Annotated in this window: 18 protein-coding genes; 11 read left to right on the top strand and 7 right to left on the bottom strand. The window is 64.3% G+C overall.

Annotation, left to right across the window (positions count from 1 at the left end):
• The first annotated feature begins 121 nt into the window (after window positions 1-121).
• Genes AC1D0O_RS00970 through AC1D0O_RS00955 form a run of 4 tightly spaced genes read left to right on the top strand, consistent with a single transcriptional unit; the run spans window position 122 to window position 4,249 of the window.
• A complete protein-coding gene (locus tag AC1D0O_RS00970; RefSeq protein WP_477651686.1) occupies window positions 122-1,141 on the top strand; it encodes an ABC transporter substrate-binding protein in 1,020 nt (339 codons plus the stop codon).
• Window positions 1,138-1,992, top strand: a complete 855-nt coding sequence (locus AC1D0O_RS00965) for an ABC transporter ATP-binding protein (RefSeq protein ID WP_477651685.1) — start codon at window positions 1,138-1,140, stop codon at window positions 1,990-1,992. Before AC1D0O_RS00970 ends, AC1D0O_RS00965 begins: the two co-directional genes overlap by 4 nt.
• On the top strand, window positions 1,985-2,863 hold the full coding sequence (locus AC1D0O_RS00960; protein WP_477651684.1) for an ABC transporter permease: 879 nt from the start codon (window positions 1,985-1,987) through the stop codon (window positions 2,861-2,863). Before AC1D0O_RS00965 ends, AC1D0O_RS00960 begins: the two co-directional genes overlap by 8 nt.
• 33 nt (window positions 2,864-2,896) lie before the next feature.
• A complete protein-coding gene (locus AC1D0O_RS00955; RefSeq protein ID WP_477651683.1) occupies window positions 2,897-4,249 on the top strand; it encodes an LLM class flavin-dependent oxidoreductase in 1,353 nt (450 codons plus the stop codon).
• A 90-nt stretch (window positions 4,250-4,339) separates the two neighbouring features.
• Here AC1D0O_RS00955 and AC1D0O_RS00950 read toward each other — a convergent pair whose 3' ends face one another.
• The 5 genes from AC1D0O_RS00950 to AC1D0O_RS00930 all read right to left on the bottom strand — a co-directional run bounded on the left by AC1D0O_RS00950 (window position 4,340) and on the right by AC1D0O_RS00930 (window position 9,393).
• Entirely contained in the window at window positions 4,340-5,293 is a 954-nt protein-coding gene (locus AC1D0O_RS00950; protein ID WP_477651682.1) for a TauD/TfdA dioxygenase family protein, read from the bottom strand.
• A 208-nt stretch (window positions 5,294-5,501) separates the two neighbouring features.
• Complete coding sequence (locus AC1D0O_RS00945) at window positions 5,502-6,635, bottom strand: sigma-54 interaction domain-containing protein (RefSeq protein ID WP_477651681.1); 1,134 nt, start codon at window positions 6,633-6,635, stop codon at window positions 5,502-5,504.
• Between the two features lie 20 nt (window positions 6,636-6,655).
• The gene (locus tag AC1D0O_RS00940) at window positions 6,656-7,450 is read right to left on the bottom strand and encodes a MetQ/NlpA family ABC transporter substrate-binding protein (RefSeq protein WP_477651680.1); all 795 of its coding nucleotides are present in this window, start codon (window positions 7,448-7,450) and stop codon (window positions 6,656-6,658) included.
• A gap of 220 nt (window positions 7,451-7,670) precedes the next feature.
• The gene (locus AC1D0O_RS00935) at window positions 7,671-8,336 is read right to left on the bottom strand and encodes a methionine ABC transporter permease (protein ID WP_477651679.1); all 666 of its coding nucleotides are present in this window, start codon (window positions 8,334-8,336) and stop codon (window positions 7,671-7,673) included.
• Entirely contained in the window at window positions 8,326-9,393 is a 1,068-nt protein-coding gene (locus tag AC1D0O_RS00930) for a methionine ABC transporter ATP-binding protein (RefSeq protein ID WP_477651678.1), read from the bottom strand. The genes AC1D0O_RS00935 and AC1D0O_RS00930 overlap by 11 nt, the downstream gene beginning before the upstream one ends.
• A 259-nt stretch (window positions 9,394-9,652) precedes the next feature.
• Here AC1D0O_RS00930 and AC1D0O_RS00925 point away from each other — a divergent pair, with 259 nt between their 5' ends.
• Window positions 9,653-10,252 carry a DUF2239 family protein gene (locus AC1D0O_RS00925; RefSeq protein WP_477651677.1) on the top strand — a complete coding sequence of 200 codons (600 nt, stop codon included), beginning with the start codon at window positions 9,653-9,655 and terminating at the stop codon, window positions 10,250-10,252.
• Complete coding sequence (locus tag AC1D0O_RS00920; RefSeq protein WP_477651676.1) at window positions 10,249-11,622, top strand: MATE family efflux transporter; 1,374 nt, start codon at window positions 10,249-10,251, stop codon at window positions 11,620-11,622. The genes AC1D0O_RS00925 and AC1D0O_RS00920 overlap by 4 nt, the downstream gene beginning before the upstream one ends.
• Before the next feature lie 26 nt (window positions 11,623-11,648).
• Here AC1D0O_RS00920 and AC1D0O_RS00915 read toward each other — a convergent pair whose 3' ends face one another.
• A complete protein-coding gene (locus tag AC1D0O_RS00915) occupies window positions 11,649-12,068 on the bottom strand; it encodes a hypothetical protein (protein ID WP_477651675.1) in 420 nt (139 codons plus the stop codon).
• A 206-nt stretch (window positions 12,069-12,274) separates the two neighbouring features.
• On the opposite strand from AC1D0O_RS00915, the gene AC1D0O_RS00910 reads away from it, so the two are divergent.
• The gene (locus tag AC1D0O_RS00910; RefSeq protein WP_477651674.1) at window positions 12,275-13,453 is read left to right on the top strand and encodes an acyltransferase family protein; all 1,179 of its coding nucleotides are present in this window, start codon (window positions 12,275-12,277) and stop codon (window positions 13,451-13,453) included.
• A gap of 32 nt (window positions 13,454-13,485) precedes the next feature.
• Here the strand turns inward: AC1D0O_RS00910 and AC1D0O_RS00905 are convergent, their stop codons facing one another.
• Window positions 13,486-14,796, bottom strand: coding sequence for an OmpA family protein (locus AC1D0O_RS00905; RefSeq protein ID WP_477651673.1), 1,311 nt, complete (start codon window positions 14,794-14,796; stop codon window positions 13,486-13,488).
• An 830-nt stretch (window positions 14,797-15,626) separates the two neighbouring features.
• Between AC1D0O_RS00905 and AC1D0O_RS00900 the strand changes: the two genes are divergently transcribed.
• From AC1D0O_RS00900 to AC1D0O_RS00885, 4 genes are all read left to right on the top strand, one after another.
• Window positions 15,627-16,271, top strand: coding sequence for a glutathione S-transferase (locus tag AC1D0O_RS00900; protein WP_477651672.1), 645 nt, complete (start codon window positions 15,627-15,629; stop codon window positions 16,269-16,271).
• Window positions 16,272-16,282: 11 nt separating this feature from the next.
• A complete protein-coding gene (locus AC1D0O_RS00895; RefSeq protein WP_477651671.1) occupies window positions 16,283-16,903 on the top strand; it encodes an HAD-IA family hydrolase in 621 nt (206 codons plus the stop codon).
• Between the two features lie 151 nt (window positions 16,904-17,054).
• Window positions 17,055-17,552: a hypothetical protein gene (locus AC1D0O_RS00890; protein WP_477651670.1), complete on the top strand. Its 498-nt coding sequence runs from the start codon at window positions 17,055-17,057 to the stop codon at window positions 17,550-17,552.
• A complete protein-coding gene (locus AC1D0O_RS00885) occupies window positions 17,549-18,403 on the top strand; it encodes a hypothetical protein (protein ID WP_477651669.1) in 855 nt (284 codons plus the stop codon). The genes AC1D0O_RS00890 and AC1D0O_RS00885 overlap by 4 nt, the downstream gene beginning before the upstream one ends.
• The last annotated feature ends 23 nt before the right edge of the window (window positions 18,404-18,426 follow it).

Below are 18,426 nucleotides of genomic sequence, written 5' to 3'. Positions count from 1 at the left end.
GAAGACCCAACAGCCAGGCCGCCTAAACCCGCCTATACCCGCCAAAACCACCGAAAAACACTCCAAATCACTGGCATGGATGCTGCGATGTTGAGCGCGTCAACCACTCACTCCTCACGCCATGACCATCACCCGCTTACTCGGCCTTGCCGCTTTGTCCTTCGGCCTTCTCGCTACCCAGGCCCATGCTGCTCCACCGCTTGAAAAAACCGACATCCGCTACCAGGGCTGGGTAGGCCAGGTCACCTGGATAGAGCTGGCCGAGGACCTCGGCTACCTCGCCCCGCTCAAAGCCAAGTGGGTGGGCAACACCATCAGCGGCCCGCAGGACATCCAGAGCGTGGTCACCGGCGACGTCGACCTGGGCGGCGCCTTCAACGGCGCGGTCGTCAAGCTGCTGGCCAAAAAAGCGCCCATCAAGGCGGTGCTGGGTTACTACGGTGTGGACGAAAACACCTGGACTGGCTACTACGTCAAGGAAGACAGCCCGATCAAGTCGGCGCGCGACCTGATCGGCAAAAAGATCGCCGTGAACACGCTGGGCGCGCACCACGAGTTCATGGTGCGCGAATACCTGGACCGCGCCAAGCTCACCGACGCAGAGGCCAAGCAGGTCACGCTGGTGGTGACGCCGCCGGTCACCGGCGAGCAGGCGCTGCGCCAGGGCCATGTGGAAGTCACCACGCTGGGCGGTGTCCTGCGCGACAAGGCGCTGGAGCGCGGCGGCATACGCCCGCTCTTCACCGACCGTGCCCTGTACGGCAACTTCACCGCGGGCAGCATCGTGCTGCACGACAAGTTCATCGCGCAGAACCCCAACACCAGCCGCCATTTGGTGTCGGCGCTGGCGCGCGCCATCGAGTGGGCGCGCAACACGCCGGCCGCCGACGTACGGGCGCGCTTCGTCAAGATCATCGAAGCCCGCAAGCGCGCCGAAAGCGCCGACAGCATCCAGTACTGGAAAAGCACCGGCGTGGCGGGAGCCGGCGGCGTGATCAAGGACACCGAGCTGCAGATCTGGATCAACTGGCTGGTCAAGGATGGGCTGCTCAAGCCCGGCCAGGTCAAGCCCGCGGACCTCTACACCAATGCCTTCAACCCCTACTTCACCAACGCCGACAAGCTGGCGTCCGCCAAATGAGCGCCGCCAAGATCCGTTTTGAAAACGTCAGCAAGGAGTTCACCGTGCGCGCGGACGACGGCGGCGCCGCAAAGCGCTTTGTCGCGGTGCATGACGTCACGCTGGACGTGAAGCCCGGCGAATTCCTGGTGCTGGTGGGGCCCAGCGGCTGCGGCAAGTCCACGCTGCTGGACCTGCTGGCCGGCCTGACGCTGCCCACCAGCGGCCGCGTGCTGATCGACGGCCGGCCCGTGACCGGCCCGGCGCGCGACCGCGGCGTGGTGTTCCAGCAGTACGCCCTCTTCCCCTGGCTCACGGCGCTGGACAACGTGGCCTTCGGGCTCGAGGTGGCGGGCGTGGGCAAGCGCGCCCGGCGCGAAAAGGCCGCGCACTACCTGGCGCTGGTCGGCCTGACCGACTTTGCCAACCGCTTTCCGCATGAGCTCTCAGGCGGCATGAAGCAGCGCGTGGCCATCGCGCGCAGTTTGGCCTATGAACCGCAGGTGCTGCTGATGGACGAACCGTTTGCCGCGCTCGACGCGCAGACGCGTGAGACGCTGCAGGAAGAACTCGTGGAAATCTGGCAGCGCACCGGCAAAACCATTGTGTTCATCACCCACGGCATCGACGAAGCGGTGGTGCTGGGCCAGCGCGTGGCGATCATGACGACGCGCCCCGGCCGCATCAAGCGCATCGTGGACATCCCCGAATCCTTGCGCGCCGGCACCGACGACGTGCGCTCGCTGCCGCTCTTCGGTGAACTGCGCCACGAGATCTGGTCGCAGCTGCATGACGAGGTCGCCTCTGCACGCCAGGAGCGCCGCGCGCGCATTGCCTCACAAGCCCAAAAGAAAGAACCCGCCCATGTCTGATATTGCCCTGAACGCGGGAGACCTTTCCGCACCTTCCGCACCTTCCACGCATGCGGAGCGACAAACGCAGCAAGCCCAAACACCACCGGCGTGGCTGCGCTTTTACCGCCAGCTCGCCAATGCCACCTGGCGTTCCGGCCTGATCGTGGCGTTGGCCCTGCTCTGGGAGCTGGCGCCCCGCCTCGGCCTGACCGACCCGACCTTCCTGCCGCCGCTCAGCGAAGTGCTGGCCGCCGGCTGGGCGCTGGCGCTGAACGGCCAGCTGTGGGAACACACCTCCATCAGCCTGGCGCGCTCGCTGGGCGGCCTGCTGCTGGCCATCGTGCTCGCCATCCCGCTGGGGCTGGCCATCGGCTGGTACCAGCGCCTGGGCAATGCCCTGAACCCGCTGATCGAACTGCTGCGCAACACCGCGCCGCTGGCCTTGCTGCCGGTGTTCCTCTTGCTGCTGGGCATTGGCGAGGTGTCCAAGCTTTCCATCGTGGTCTACGCCTGCGCCTGGCCGCTGCTGCTCAACACCATCTCGGCGGTGCGCCAGGTCGACCCGCTGCTGGTGAAGTCGGCGCGCACCATGGGCGCGTCCTCACGACAGCTGTTCCTGAAGGTGATCCTGCCGGCATCGGTCCCGACCATCTTCGTGGGCATACGCCTGGCGGCCGCCTCGGCCATGCTGGTGCTGATCGCGGCCGAGATGGTGGGCGCCAAGGCCGGGCTGGGCTACCTGATCATCTACGCCCAGTTCAGCTTCCTGATCGCCGACATGTACTTCGGGATCATCGCCATCACCGCCATCGGCGTCACCCTGAACTTCGTGCTGGAAAAGCTCGAGAGCCACTTCACGGCGTGGAAACCCCTCCAGGCCCGCAACTAAAACTCATTCTCTGATCGACAGAAAGACATTCTCATGACTCAACGCAAACTGCGCCTGGGCGCTTTCATCATGGCGACCGGCCACCACATCGCCGCCTGGCGGCACCCCGGCTCGCAGGTGAACTCGGGCGTCAACATCGACCACTACATCGAGGTGGCGCAGATCGCCGAGCGCGGCCTCTTCGACCAGGTCTTTGTGGCCGACAGCCCGGGCATGGCCTTTCACGGCGACGACGAGGCCTTCAGCCGCCAGGGCCGGGTGTCCTACTTCGAGCCGGTGACCTTGTGGGCCGCCTTGTCGGCCGTCACGAAACACGTCGGCTTTGTGGCGACGGCGTCCACCACCTATGAAGACCCCTTCCTGCTGGCGCGCAAGTTTGCTTCGCTCGACCACCTCAGCAAGGGCCGCGCCGCCTGGAACGTGGTGACCACGGGCGCCGACAACGTGTACGGCAATTTCGGCCTGGACAAGCACCCCGAGCCCGCCGTGCGCTACGAGCAGGCGCATGAGTTCATCGACGTGGTCAAGGGCCTCTGGGACAGTTTTGAAGACGACGCCTTCTTTCGCGACCCGGTGTCGGGCAAGTACTTCGACCCGGCCAAGGTGCATGCGATCAAGCATTCGGGCAAGTACTTCAAGGTCAGCGGCCCGCTGAACCTGGAGCGCCCGCCGCAGGGCTACCCCGTGATCGTGCAGGCCGGGTCTTCCGAGCCCGGCAGGGAACTGGCCGCCGCTTCGGCCGAAGCCATCTTCACCGCCTGGACCAGCCTGGCCGAAGCGCAGGCCTTTTACCGCGACGTCAAAGGCCGGCTGGCCAAATACGGCCGCCGGCCCGAGCAATTGCTGGTGCTGCCCGGCATCTCCCCGGTGGTCGGCCGCACGCAGGAAGAAGCCGACGCCAAGTGGGCCGAATTGCAGAAGCTGATCCACCCAGCAGTCGGCCTGAACACGCTGCATACCTTCTGGCCGGGCGAGGACCTGTCGAAGTGGGACCTGGACGCGCCGCCACCTTACATCCCCGAGCCGCCACCAGGCCAGAACAGTCGCGCCCACGTGGTGCTGGAGCTGGCCCGACGCGACAAGCTCACCGTGCGCCAGCTCTACGAATACCTGGCCGGCGCGCGCGGCCACTGGGTGGTGGTGGGCACGCCGCAAACCATCGCCGACAGGATGCAGGAGTGGTTTGAAAACGGTGCCGCCGACGGCTTCAATGTGATGCCGCCGGTACTGCCCGAATCATTGAACGACTTCGTCGAGCTGGTGATTCCTGAACTGCAGCGGCGCGGCCTGTTCCGCACCGAATACGAGGGCAGCACCCTGCGCGAGAACCTGGGCCTGGACCGGCCGGCCAACCAGTTCACCGTCAAAGCGCGGAAAGCCGCCTAGCCTACATACATCGTGTCCCCTGGGTGGGATTTCCAAGGCCTGCGGTTTTATGCCGCAGGCCTTTTTTTTTTGCCTTGCTTCAGGAAAATTTCAGGCTGCGACAGCCACCGGCACCGCGGCGCTCTTGCCGGCGCTGCCGGGCTGCCCCGCCTTTGCATGCACCACCGAACGCCGGCCGTCCACGCTGACCGGCACGTCGCCCGCCAAGGTCACGCGGCGCACCACGCGGTGCTGGTCGCCGTAGTCGTTGATGGCGTAGTGCTGGGTGGCGCGGTTGTCCCAGATCACGACGTCGCCTTGCGTCCAGCGCCAGCGCACGGTGTTCTCCAGGCGGATGATGTGCTCCTGCAGCACCGACAGCAGGTGCTGCGAGTCGGTGCTGGAGTAACCCACCAGCTTCTTCACGAAGTGCCCCAGCACCAGCGCGCGTTCGCGGGTCTCGGGGTGCACGCGCACCACCGGGTGCTCGGCCTCATGCAGGGTGCGCGTGAAGACCTCGCGGTAGTGTTTGGCCCCCTCATCCGAGATGTCCTTCTCCGTGCGCTGCGCGGCGTAGTCGTAATCGTTGCCGTGCACGGCCCACAGCTTGTCGGCCAGTTCGCGCAAGGCGGGCGGCAGGCCCTGGTAGGCCGCGGCGGTATTGGCCCAGACGGTATCGCCGCCCCAGGGCGGAATCACCACGCCGCGCAGCACCGAGATCTTCGGCGGCGCGACCGCGAAGGTCACGTCGGTGTGCCAGGAGTTGGCGCGGCCGCCGTGCGCAGAATCGAGTTCCAGGATGTAGCCGCTTCCCTGGCGCGAGGGCACCGTCGGGTGCGGCACCGGGTCGCCGAGCCGCTGGGCAAAGGCCTCCTGCGCGGCATCGTCCAGGTGCTGCTGGCCCCGCAGGAACAGCACCTTGTGTTTGAGCAGCGCCTGGTTGAGCGCCACAACGGTGTCGCCGGAGATGTCCGCCGACAGCCGCAGGCCGCGCACTTCCGCGCCTATGCGGCCGGCGACCGGCGTGATGTCAAGGACGGATTGGGAAGAATGGAGTTGGGTCATGGGCTGCCTTTGCGTGTGGCCGTTGCGGCCTGGGTTGAAAAGGCAGAAGAGGCAGAAGTCATGCCAGCAAAAGACGCGTGAAAGCGGCGTTTTCCAGGTGCGGAAAGGCCGGGCCTGTTGCAAACCAGACAGTGCCGGCTTGCCAACCAACACCGGGTTCATGGCGCTGGGTGAAATGCAGCAGCCGGCACGGCCATCAGGCGCTTGTTCAGTCGGCGTCCGCCGGCTCGACCGGCTCGGGAAGCTCAGGGCCGGCATCAAGCAGGCCGTGGCGTTTGAGCAGGGTCCGAAGCGCGTTGCGCGACAGGCCCAGCCGGCGCGCGGTGTGCACCTGGTTGCCGCCGCTGAACTCATACGCGGTTTTGACCAGGGTTTCCTCGACCTGGTTGAACAGGCCGGGCTGGGCCGCATGCAGGCGCTGCAGCAGGACCTCGCGTAGTAGATCGGTTTCGGGGGCCGGAGCCGCTGCCGCATCCACAGCCGGCACCGCCTCCACGGCCGGCGCGACCGGCGGCGCTCTGCCGCTACGCGAAGCGCCCGCGACCGAGCGCTGGTTCACCTGCAAGTCCACCGCCGTCAGCCTGCTGCTGGGCGCGACGATCAAGGCGTAATGCACGACGTTTTCAAGCTCGCGGATATTGCCCGGCCAGTCGTGCGCAAGCAGGGCCTGTTCGGCATCGGGTGCCAGGCTGGCGCCGGTGATGCCCAGGCGCGCCGAGTAGCTGGCCAGGAAATGTCGTGCCAGCGGCAGGATGTCGCCGGGGCGTTCATACAGCGGGCGCAGCTCCAGTGTGGCCACGCTGATGCGGTAATAAAGGTCGGCGCGGAAATGGCCGGCGGCCACCGCGTTGCGCAGGTCGACGTTGGTGGCCGCGATCAGGCGCACATCCAGCGCGATGGGCTTGCGCGAGCCCAGGCGCACCACCTGGCGCTCCTGCAGCACGCGCAGGAGCTTGACCTGCAGGGCCAGCGGCAGGTCGCCGATCTCGTCGAGAAACAGCGTACCGCCGTTGGCCGATTCAAACCAGCCCGCGCGCGCCTGCGATGCACCGGTGAAGGCGCCGCTTTCATGGCCGAACAACTCGGCATCGATCAGCGCTTCGCTGAAGGCGCCGCAGTTCACCGCCAGGAAAGGCCCACGCCGCCCGCTGCCCTGGTGGACGCGGCGCGCCAGCAACTCCTTGCCGGTGCCGGTCTCGCCGATCACCAGCACCGTGGCGTCGGTGGGCGCGACCTGCTCCACGCGCTCCAGCAAGGCCACCGAGCCGGGGTCCTCGAACACCAGCGCCTTGGCGCGTATGGACAAGGCGCCGGCGTCGGGAAGCGTCAGCAGGTGCGACATGCGCGCGCCTCAGCCGTGGTTTAGAAGCCGGCCAATACAGCGCCCTTGAACTCGGCCTGCACGAACTTGCGGATCTCTTCCGAGTGGTAGGCCTTCACGAGCTTGGCGACCCAGGGCTTGTCCTTGTCCTGCTCACGCACGGCCAGCAGGTTGACGTAAGGCGACTTGGCCTCCTCCTGCGCGATCGCGTCCTTGGGGTTCAGGCCGGCGGACAGCGCGTAGTTGGTGTTGACGGCCGAGGCGTCCAGGTCGTCAAGTGAGCGCGGCAGCTGGGCGGCATCCAGTTCAACGAACTTGAGCTTCTTGGGGTTCTCGATCACGTCCAGCGGCGTGGCCTTGAGACCGGCTTCGGGCTTGAGCTTGATCAGGCCCTTGTCCTGCAGCACCAGCAGCACACGGCCGCCGTTGGTCGGGTCGTTCGGGATGCCGAAGCGCGCGCCTTCCTTCAGCTCGGCCAGGCTCTTGACCTTCTTGGAATACAGGCCGATCGGGAAGTTGACGGTATAGCCCACGTTGACGATCTTGTAGCCGCGGTCCTTGACCTGCTGGTCGAGGAAGGGCTTGTGCTGGTAGCTGTTGGCGTCCAGGTCGCCGGCGGCGAGCGCGGCATTGGGCTGGATGTAGTCGCTGAACTCGACGATCTGGATTTTGAGGCCGTCTTTTTCGGCGATTTTTTTGACCTGCTCAAAAATCTGCGCGTGCGGGCCGGCGGTGACGCCGATCTTCAAAGGCTTGTCCTGCGCGAGCACGGCGGCGGGCAAGGATGCGGCCAGCGCGAGTGCGATGGCGGACTGGATGAGGCTGCGTTTGTTCATGGTGTTTCCTTTTGGATGAATTGAAAATGCTTGTTCTTGATCTTGTCCCCTCTCCCCCTGGGAGAGGGTTAGGGTGAGGGCCGGCGGTCGTCGCAAGCCAGGCAGCTGTTCAACCGCCGCTGGCCCCCACCCCTGCCCTCCCCCAGTGGGGGAGGGAGGAATTCAGGGAATCAACATCGCTGTTGTCTTGCCCTCTCCGAAGATGAGACGAGGGCCACCCTCATTTGTGGCTCAACCTGCGCACAGCCCAGTCGCCCAGGCTTTGCACCGCCTGCACAAACAGGATCAGCACCAGCACCACGGCCAGCATGACTTCGGGCAAAAAGCGCTGGTAGCCGTAGCGGATGCCCAGGTCGCCCAGCCCGCCGCCGCCAATCGCGCCGGCCATGGCTGAATACCCCGTCAGGCTCACAAAGGTGATGGTCAGGCCCGCGACGATGCCGGGCAGCGCCTCGGGCAGCAGCACCTTGAGCACGATTTGCCGCGTGGTCGCGCCCATGGCCTGCGCCGCCTCGATGAGCCCGTGGTCCACCTCGCGCAGCGAAGCCTCCACCAGCCGCGCGACAAAGGGCGCGGCCGCGATGGTGAGCGGCACCACGGCGGCCGCCGTGCCTATGGACGAACCCGTCAAAAACCGCGTGAGCGGAATGATGGCCACCAGCAGGATGATGAAAGGCGTGGAGCGCACGGCGTTCACCAGGCCGCCGACCACGCGGTTGGCGCCGGCATTGCGCAGCACGCCGCCCTCGTCGGTGAGCCGCAGGAACACGCCTAGCGGAATGCCGATCAGCGCGCCGACCAGGCCGGAGATGCCGACCATGACGATGGTTTCCCAGAGCGAGCTGACAAACAGCTCCAGCAGGGCCTGCGAAAAATTACTGAACATGGGCCAGCCTCCCTGTCAGATCGCCGCCGACCTCGTCGACATGCACACCAGCGCCGCGCAAATGCGCGACCGCCGCATTGAGCTGCGCCCGCGCACCGCGCGCGAACACCGCAAGCGAGCCGAAAGGCTTGCCCTGGATTTCGTCGACCTGGCCGTGCACGATGGACAGATCGATGCCGAAGCGGCGTATCACGTCCGACAGCAAGGGCCGGTCCGACTCGTCTCCGGCAAACGCCAGCCGCAGCAGCTGGCCTTCTTCGGGATGCTCGGCGCTCATCAGGGTGCGTATGCGCGCCAGCACGCTGTCCGGCAGGTCCTGCGGCACGATCTCGGCGATCAGGCTGCGCGTGGTTTCATGTTGCGGGCGCGTGAAGACGTCGATCACCGGCCCGCTTTCGACGATACGGCCGGCGTCTATCACCGCGACGCGGTCGGCCACCTGCTTGATGACCTGCATCTGGTGGGTGATCAGCACGATGGTCAGGCCGAACTCCTTGTTGATCTGGCGCAGCAGGCCCAGGATGGAGCGTGTGGTCTCCGGGTCCAGCGCCGAGGTCGCCTCGTCCGACAGCAGCACCTTGGGCCGGTTCGCCAGCGCGCGCGCAATGCCCACGCGCTGCTTTTGCCCGCCGCTGATCTGCGCCGGGTAGCGGTCCGCCAGGGCGCTCAGGCCGACCAGGTCCAGCAGCGGCTCGACACGGGCCTTGATCTCAGCGGCCGGCAAACCGGCGATTTCGAGCGGCAGGGCCACGTTGCCGTAGACCGTGCGGGACGAAAGCAAATTGAAGTGCTGGAAGACGATGCCGATGTCTCGGCGCGCCACGCGCAAGGCGTCGCCATTGAGGGCCGTCAGCTCGCGGCCTCCCACCAGGACCTGGCCAGCGGAAGGCCGGTTCAGCAGGTTGATGACCCGCACCAATGAGCTTTTGCCCGCCCCGCTGCGGCCGATGATGCCGTAGACCTCGCCCGGCTGGATGTGGAGGTCGACGCCCCTGAGCGCTTCGACCGGGCCCGTGGAGCCCTTGTAGGTCTGAAAAATACCTTTGAGTTCGATCATGAAATCCCGCTAGACCTTTGTCGCCCTCGCGCTCCTTGTGGAAGCACGGCAGCCCTTTTTGTGAACAGACAGCGAATGTAGAAGCTTGAGGCTCAAACTCAAAAGAATATTAAATAAGTTAATTAGATGAATTCAGACTATACAAATAATTACACCCGGATTTAAAGAAAATCTAGCTTTCTTATACCCGGGTGTTATAGAATTAATTCACCCGGATGAAACCATCCCTCTCCGTTCACTGTTTACCGAGCTAATTCCAATGTCATCTCCTTCCTCTCCTGAACCCTCCCCGCGCCTGGTCGCCTTCGCCGGCTTCCGGCAAGTGGCCGCCGGTGACCGCGCACAGGTCGTCAGCGCGTTGCGCAAACTGCCCCTCACCGAAGACACGCTGGTCCGCGTGTTCAACGACGCCACCGGCGAACGCATAGACCTGGACCTGCGGCCCGAGGCTGAGGCCGCGCCCTCACCCACCGCTGCCGCGCAAGCACCCGCAACGGAAGCCTCCGCCGCGCGCCCGGTCGGCCGGCCCAAGCTCGGTGTCGTGGCGCGTGAAGTCACGCTGCTGCCCCGCCACTGGGAATGGCTGGGCAGCCAGCCCGGCGGCGCCTCGGTCACCCTGCGCCGCCTGGTCGACGAATCCCGCAAGGCAAACGAAGGCCGCGTCAGCGTGCGCGCCTCGCGCGAGAACGCCTACCGTTTCATGAGCGAGATGGCCGGCGACCTGCCCGGTTTTGAAGAAGCCAGCCGCGCGCTGTTCGCCGGCGACAGGCCGAAGTTTGAACACCTGGTCGCGCCCTGGCCCGAAGACCTGCGCCTGCAGCTGGCGAAACTGGCCGCCACCAGTTGGAGCGCCGAATGAAGCCGATCGCACCCAAAGCCCTGAGCGACAGCGTGCCGATGTGGAAGACCTTCGCGGCTTTCCTCGGCCCCATGCTGCTCAGCAACATCCTGCAATCGCTCTCTGGAACGATCAACAACATCTACATCGGCCAGATGATCGGCGTGGGGGCGCTGGCGGCTGTCACCAGCTTTTTCCCCATCATGTTTTTCTTCATTGCCTTCACCATCGGGCTGGGCGCAGGCGCCTCGGTGCTGATCGGCCAGGCCTGGGGCGCGCGCGACACCGGCAAAGTCAAGGCCGTGGCCGGCACCACGCTGGCGGTGGGCGCGAGCTTCGGCCTGGCGATTGCCGTCTTTGGCGGCGCCTTCACCGCGCCGCTGCTCAAGGCCCTGGGCACGCCACCCGACATCCTGGCCGATGCCACGCTCTATGCCCGCATCATGCTGATCGCCATGCCGGGGCTGTTCGTTTTCCTGCTGTCGACCTCCATGCTGCGCGGCGTGGGCGATACGGTGAGCTCGCTCTACACACTGTGCATTTCAACCGCCTGCGCCCTGGTCGTGACGCCCGCGCTCATCCTGGGCTGGGGCGGCCTGCCGAAGCTGGGCGTCGCCAGCAGCGCGGTGGCCACCATCCTGTCCTTCCTCATCGCAACCGGCTGGCTGGCCCGCCGCCTGCACGCCATCAACAGCCCGCTGGCGCCCGATGCCGAGTTCAGGCGCCACCTGCGCGTGAACCCCGCCATCCTGAAAACCGTGCTGAGGGTCGGCGTGCCCACCGGCGTGCAGCTGATCGTCATCTCTCTTGCCGAGATCGCGCTGCTCTCGCTGGTCAACGGCTACGGCTCCAACGCCACGGCGGCCTACGGCGCGGTGAACCAGGTGGTGGCCTATGTTCAGTTTCCGGCGATTTCCATCGCCATCACCGCCTCCATCCTCGGCGCACAGGCGATAGGTGCGGGCCGCACCGACAGGCTGGGCACCATCACCCGCACGGGCCTGCAGATGAACCTGGCGCTGACCGGCGTGCTGGTCTTGCTGGGCTACCTGTTCTCGCGCCACCTGATGGGGCTTTTCATCACCAGCGAACCGGTGATCGAGCTGTCGCAAACCCTGCTGCACATCATGCTGTGGAGCAGTGTGGTCTTCGGCATGCAGGGCGTGGTCTCGGGCGTCATGCGCGCCAGCGGCACGGTGTGGGTGCCCATGGGCATTTCGATTTTTTGCATCGCGCTGGTCGAGGTGCCCGTGGCCTGGGTCATGAGTCACCGCATCGGCGTCAACGGCATCTGGATCGCCTACCCCGTCACCTTTGTCGCGATGCTGTGCCTGCAGACGGCGTATTACCGCCTGGTCTGGAAGAAACAATCGATACGTCGGCTGGTGTAAAGAAATGAGGGCCGGCGAGCCGGCCGTCAGGACCGCATGAACTGCGCATCCGGCACGGCGAACAGCCCGTCGTCGCCGGCCCTGCCGTCCAGGAACTCCCCGCCCACCCGCAGCGCCTCCGCGATCAGGCGCTTCACGGCGTCGCGCTTGTTCCTCAGGCCCGGCGATATGCCGACAAAGGAATAGACGCAATAGCTTTCCTGCCGCACCACGGCAAACTCGCCCTTCATCACAAAGGCATAACACCAGGCGGCATCCGGCTTGCCGGCCAGGGAAACCGGCAGCAGGCAGGCCTTGACGCCTTCATCAATCGCCCAGGTCTGGTGCTGGAGCTCGCTGGACGTGTCATGCCGGGACTGGGCGAACTTGCGGATGTCGCGTTTCACATCGGGTGTCCAGAACGAATCAAAAACATCCCGGGCAATGGGCTTGATCACAAATGCCATGGTGGTCTCCTCTGAGGGGCGGCTGGCTTGCGGCGGATCGGGCTTGAAGGGCTTCCGGGGATCGCCGAATGCCGGACCATATTCCATTTCCCGGCGGGGATTTCGGGCAATTGTCCGTAGATGGAAATTTGAAGTGGGATTTCGCCAAGCACATCCTGTGCCCTTTGTCACAGACTCACACAGGCTCATCCTGAAGCCTTGCTACCATGGATGCGACCAGGGATTTCTCCCCTCTCTCGTTGCCGCAGCCGGGCGCCAGCCGTCCGCGCCGCATCGACGACCCGACCACACGCATGACCCGCCGCAACGCCACCATCGACATCGCCAGGGGCCTTGGCATCATCCTGGTCGTGCTCGGGCACAACCCTATCGTGCTGCACGAAAGAGGCGAGCTCTTCCGGGTGATTTATTCCTTTCACCTGCCCCTGTTCTTTTTTCTCTCGGGCTTGTTCCTGAAGGATTCCGTGCAGTGGGGGAAGTTTGCGCTGTCACGCGCCGATGCCATTCTCAAACCCTACTTCGTCGTCCTGGTGCTGCTGGGCATCGCGGAGATGCTGCTCCCGCGCCTGATGCCGCTCGCCGCCACAACCCCGCTGGTCTATTTTTCCGGTGTTCTTTATGCCAGCGCGCCCACCATCGCGTGGACACCGCTGTGGTTTTTGCCGGATCTTTTTGTGGCGTCGCTGCTGTCCCTGGCCATCCTGCGCGCGACCCTGGCCTTGGACAAGCATCGCCCGGCCTGGCTCTGGCTGATCACTGCCGGCCTGCTGGCGACAGGCATCGTGTTCATCGACAGGTTCTGGCAAACCGGGACGACGAAGCTGTCCTTCATGGGCCTGGACCGTGTGCCGGGACTGCCGTGGAGCCTGGACCTGGGCTTCATCAGTTCGGCCTTCATGCTGTCCGGGTTCCTGCTCGCAAAGCGGGTGGCGGCCCTGCGTTTCAGCGCCATCGGGTTTCTGCTATCGGCCGTCGCGTTCGCGGCGCTGCACTGCTTTTTTGACGTGCCCATGGACCTGGGCCTCAGGGCCTACGGCAACCCCCTGATCTCCACGGCACAGGCGGCGCTGGGCATTTACCTTGTCCTGTGCGCCTCGTCGTTGCTGCAGCCGCATGCGGCGTTCCGGCGGCCGCTGGGCTACGTAGGATCAGGCAGCCTGTTCATCCTGCTGTTCCATTACGTCACCCAGGGAAGAATCTTCCTGATGCTGTCCCATGTCGGCCACAACGAGATGCTTGTCGGCGCGGCAAGCCTTGCCGCCGGGGTGGTGCTGCCCCTGATCCTGCTGGAGCTTGTGCGCCGCCAGCGGCACCTGGCGGCGCTGCTGCTGCCCTTGCGCGCCCGCCCGCCGCCCCCGCAAAACACGCCCGGCAAATTGGCATGAAGCCGGGCCTGCCTGGTTAATGTCTTATTTGCCTACTTTCCTTTTGGCGTGATCACCACGTCCACGCGGCGGTTGCGGGCCCGCCCCTCTTCGGTGGCGTTGTCGGCCACGGGCTGCGACTTGCCATAGCCCTTCACCGCCAGGCCCGCCGCCGGCACGCCTTCCTGCGACACAAAATAGTCCTTCACCGCGGCGGCCCGTTTGTCTGACAACGCCTGGTTGCTGGCCTCATTGCCGACGTTGTCGGTATGCCCGGACACCATCACCGCCGCATCCGCGAACTTCTTCACGCGATCGGCCGCCTCATGCAGCGTCTGCCGGGCTTCCGGCTTAAGCACCGCCTTGCCGGTATCGAACAGCACCGCGGAATCCAGCGCGATGGTCACCACCTTGGACGGCGTGAATTCATCGAAGTCGTAAGGGCCGTCGAATTTGGCGCGAAAGTCCACCGTCTCGCCCGACAGGTCCAGCCGCAGGATCACCGGCTGGCGTTTGTCGACCTTGCAGCTCATCACGCCGCGCTTGTCCAGGGTGGTGTTGCCCAGAGACAGCTCGCACAGCCGTTCCGAGCGCAAGGTGTACAAGCCCACCGTCAGGGCGTTGCTCATGGCGGCCGAGGTGTTTTTGCCGTCGCCCGTCACCACCAGCTCACCCGGCCCGGCATTGAAGGCGTAGTAATAGGACACCGCCTTTTTGATGCCCTCGCCCTTGATGCGGTTGCCCTTGAGGCGGGTCGGCTCGTCGATGTCGGTGGAGCCCGCGCCCGCGACAGGCTTGGCGGCGCCGGCAGCCTGGGGCGGCGGCAACTCAACCGGGCCTTCCAGCGCCACCGCGTAATCAATGGTCTCTTCGCTGAGGTCCAGCCGCAGGATGAGCGGCTGGGTTTTTTCGACCTGACAGTTGATCACGATGGTCTTGTCGGCATTGGTGTTGCCGTGTGATTCGGAGCAAAGCTTGTTGGCCTTGAGGTCATACAGCCCAAATGCCAATGCCTGCGTCGCGCCGCTCGGTGAATTCTTGGCCGTCGCCGTGAGTTTGACGGTGCCGGCGCCCGCGTTCAGCGCGTAGTAGTAGGTCAGCTTTTGCTTGATGCCGGTGCCTTTGATCTCTTTTGCCGGCAAGGGTGTGGGGTTGTCCGGGTCGGTTGACGCCGCAGGTACCGAGGCAGCGGGCGCCGCGGGTGCCGCGGCCGCAGGGGATGCGGGGCTTGCTGCAGGCGCGGGGGCTGGGGCGGCCGCGGGAGTAGCCGCAGGCTGGGGGGCCGCCTCCTTCTTGCCGCAGGCTGCGAGCGTGATGCTGATAGCTGCGGCAACGCACAGCGTTGCAAGTCCTTGGTGTTTCATGGGGCCCTCCTCAGGCGCTGATTGTGTTTGTTATGCCACTGCGTAATGTGCGGTACGGTGGTGTTTTCTGTCAATTGCCCCTCTGTTGAGGGTGGCGGGCCGGGTCTTGCACCGGCCTGCGCGCGCGCTCTCCTCTGTGCTCTCCTCTGAGGGTAGTTGGCCGGGGGTAGCCCGGCGGCTACTCACTTTTCTTTTGCTTCGCCAAAAGAAAAGTAAGCAAAAGAAAAGGCGACCCTGGTTGCTGCGTCCCTGCGCTTCGCTACGGGCAGCCTGCGGTGCTCGGTCCAGACGGGGTCTCGCTAAACTCGCTTCGCTCAAACAACGCGATCCCTGATCCGTCTGGCCCTGCGCTCCTCGGCGCATCCACAAGGGGTGGGGAGGAATACCAATACCTAAGAAACAAGGACTCGCCACGGCGAGTCCTTGTTTGTCTTGGTTTGTTCTTTGTATTTCTGTCTTCTGTTCCCGCTCCCGCTCCCGCTCCCGATTGTCCCGTCCTGGCTGGGCCGAGGAGCGCAGACGTAGGCGGATCAGGGATCGCGTTGTTTGAGCGAAGCGAGTTTAGCGAGACCCCGCCGGAGTCGAGCACCGCAGGTTGCCCGAAGCGAAGCGTAGGGACCCAGACTGCGGGTCGCCTTTCTTTTGCTTACTTTTCTTTGGCGAAGCAAAGAAAAGTGAGTCGCCGCCGGGCGACCCCGGCCAGCAACACTCAGCAAAGAGCACAGAAGCAGCGCCCCGCCGGCGCAAGACCCAACCAACATCCCTAACCCTTGATACGATGAGCCCCCACCCGCCCGAGGCGCGGCGCGGCGCCTCAAAAAGGACACCAAATGAAACTCATCGGAATGCTCGACTCCCCCTACGTCCGCCGCGTAGCCATCTCCCTGCAACTGCTGGACCTGCGCTTCGAGCACCAATCAATCTCGGTATTCAGCACCTTCGAAAAATTCCGCGCCATCAACCCGGTGGTGAAAGCCCCCTCACTGGTCTGCGACGACGGCATGGTGCTGATGGACTCCACGCTGATCATCGACTATGCCGAAGCACTGGCAGCCCAGGCACCGGCCGGCAGAAGCCTGATGCCTTCTACGCTGGCCGAGCGCCAGCAGGCGCTGCGCGTCATCGGCCTGGCCCTGGCCGCCTGCGAAAAAAGCGTGCAGATCGTCTACGAGCGCCACCTGCGTCCCGCCGAAAAACTGCACCAGCCCTGGGTGTCGCGCGTGACCGGCCAGCTACTGGCGGCCTATGGCGAGCTTGAAGCGCAGCTGCAGCGCAAACCCCTGGCCGTGGCGAACGACACCATGGGGCAGGACGGTGTCACCGTGGGCATCGCCTGGCATTTCACGCAAGCCATGCTGCCCGAGGTGGTGAATGCGGCGGACTTTCCGGCTTTGCGTGAGTTCTCGGCGCGGGCCGAGCAGTTGCCCGCGTTCGCGGCGGCGCCGCACAGCGACAAAATCTACCAAGGCGCATAGGCCGCGGCAACATGGAAACCCACAAAGTCCAGGCGCTGCTCTTCGATCTAGGCGGGGTTTTAATCGACGTTGATTTCAACCGGGTGCTTGAACACTGGCAGCCGGTTTCCCGGCTATCCCTTCAGGAACTGAAAGCCAAATTCGCGCTTGACCTGCCCTACCAGCAGCATGAGCGAGGCGAAATCACGGCAGCGGAGTACTTCGCATACCTGGCCGTCAACCTGCAGTTACAGAACAATCCGGCGCGTATCGCCGAAGGCTGGAACGCCATTTTCGGCGACGAAATCACCGAGACCATCAAGCTGGTTAAAGAAGCGCGTGCCCATATTCCGTGCTACGTTTTTTCCAACACGAACGTCACACACCAGGCCGTATGGACAGCTCGCTACCCGAGCCTGGCACAGTCATTCGAGTGCATTTTTGTGTCGTCTGAAATGGGTTGCCGCAAGCCCGAGCGACGGGCTTTTGAATACGTTGCCCAGGCGATAGGAGTCCCCCTCGACGCCATCCTGTTCTTTGATGACCACCCGGACAACGTCGAAGGCGCAAGGGCCGCCGGGCTGCAGGCAGTCCAGGTGCGGGGGCCGGCCGACGTGAAGGCGGCGCTTCAGGCGAATGGTTATGTGAAGTGAGGCGCCGGGGACGCGCCGGGTGCGGCATCTAGAATCAATCGGGATTCATCGGGGTTTTTCCAAACATGAAGTCATACCACGCAAAAACTTGCCGGCATCCGCCTGCAAACTTGCTCTTTCGCTACAACATCCAGCTCATCAAAACATCACCATGAAATTCAAACTCCTCCTGCCCGCCCTCTTTCTTGCTGCTCTTTCAGGTTGCGCCAGCTACAAACCGGTTCCGGAGGGTTACACAGGACCTGTTGCCACGGTCGCGGACAGCGGCTTCTCCGAAGACGGCAGCAAGGCCCAGCTGTTCGTGCTCAGCGACGTAGACGGTAACCGGATCGACAGCAGCATAGGCGCCACGGCCGCCGCCAGCCACGGCCGTGGGTTTTCGCTGAGCACGAGCATCATCCAGCGCCAGGTGCCGGCCAAACCCATGAAAGTCGGACTGCGCGCCACCCATACCACGGCGGCGCCCATACAGGCGATTGCGAGCCAGATGGCAGGCACCTTCTTCTCGGTCGAAGGCGTGGTGGATTTTTCTCCGCAGCCCAATGGCAAGTACGTGGTCAAAGGAGAGCTCAGGAAAGAAGGCTCTTCCGTGTGGATTGAGGATGCCGACACGCAGCGTCCCGTCACTGAGAAGATAGTCAAAAAATGAAATCCACTCCCGTTACGGGCGCAGGCAGCCATGCCAAGCCAATGCACCTGATCCTGCTAGGCGCCATACTGCTTGTCTGGGCCTCCAAGGCGCGCAGCGCGGATATGGAGCTTGTGTTGAGCCCCGAACTTCAGGCCCGTATCCTGGAGCACGTTCCGCAAGGCAAAGCGGCGAGAATCATTGAACGCTTTTCCGCCGCCCACGAAATTGACCACAAAGCCAATTTATCCAAAACATACGCGGATGAAAAAAGCATCATCACGGTGCTTGAGGATGGACTGACAGGAGTCACGGGCAGCACGGCCTTCCGGTCCTCATCAAGCAATGGGGCCGGCCGCGGTATGAGCTTGTGCGGCCTGCTACCTCTGCTGGTGGAATCCGGGAGCAATGTGGACACATCCGTAACGTCCGCGGTGCCTGCCGGCAAGGCGTTCCTGCCGTTCAGCATCAAGTCGGGCATTGACGTCAGCAGTCGCCTCAAGCTGTCCGCCTTTGAGGCGAGCATTCCGTCCATCTGCAGTCCCGCGCCCGGCAGCGAGTTTTCGTATAAAACCGAAACTGCGGTCCAATTCAAAACGTCTGGACTTTTCGGGCGTACCAACGATTTTCAACGCATCGAATCGGCAAACTGCAAAGTGGCAGCAACCAGCTCCCCCGCGTCGCAGTTGAATGCATCCTTGACCGGAGACTATTGGGCCGTATCCTGCCAGATCACGCCAAAGACGGGCGCCCCGCGCCAGGCTGATTACGCCTACTTGCCGGACGCCAGGTTTTACTTGCCTCTCTATCTGAAGGATGAGTGGCAGTCCACCAGAATCCGCTATACCGAATTTGTTTACGCCTCGCCATAGGCACGCCGGCGCCTGACCGCAAG

The organism is Polaromonas sp. P1_F2, from assembly GCF_056405735.1.
Note: the sequence above shows the minus strand (reverse complement) of the source record. Positions and strands in the feature narration are given on the sequence as shown.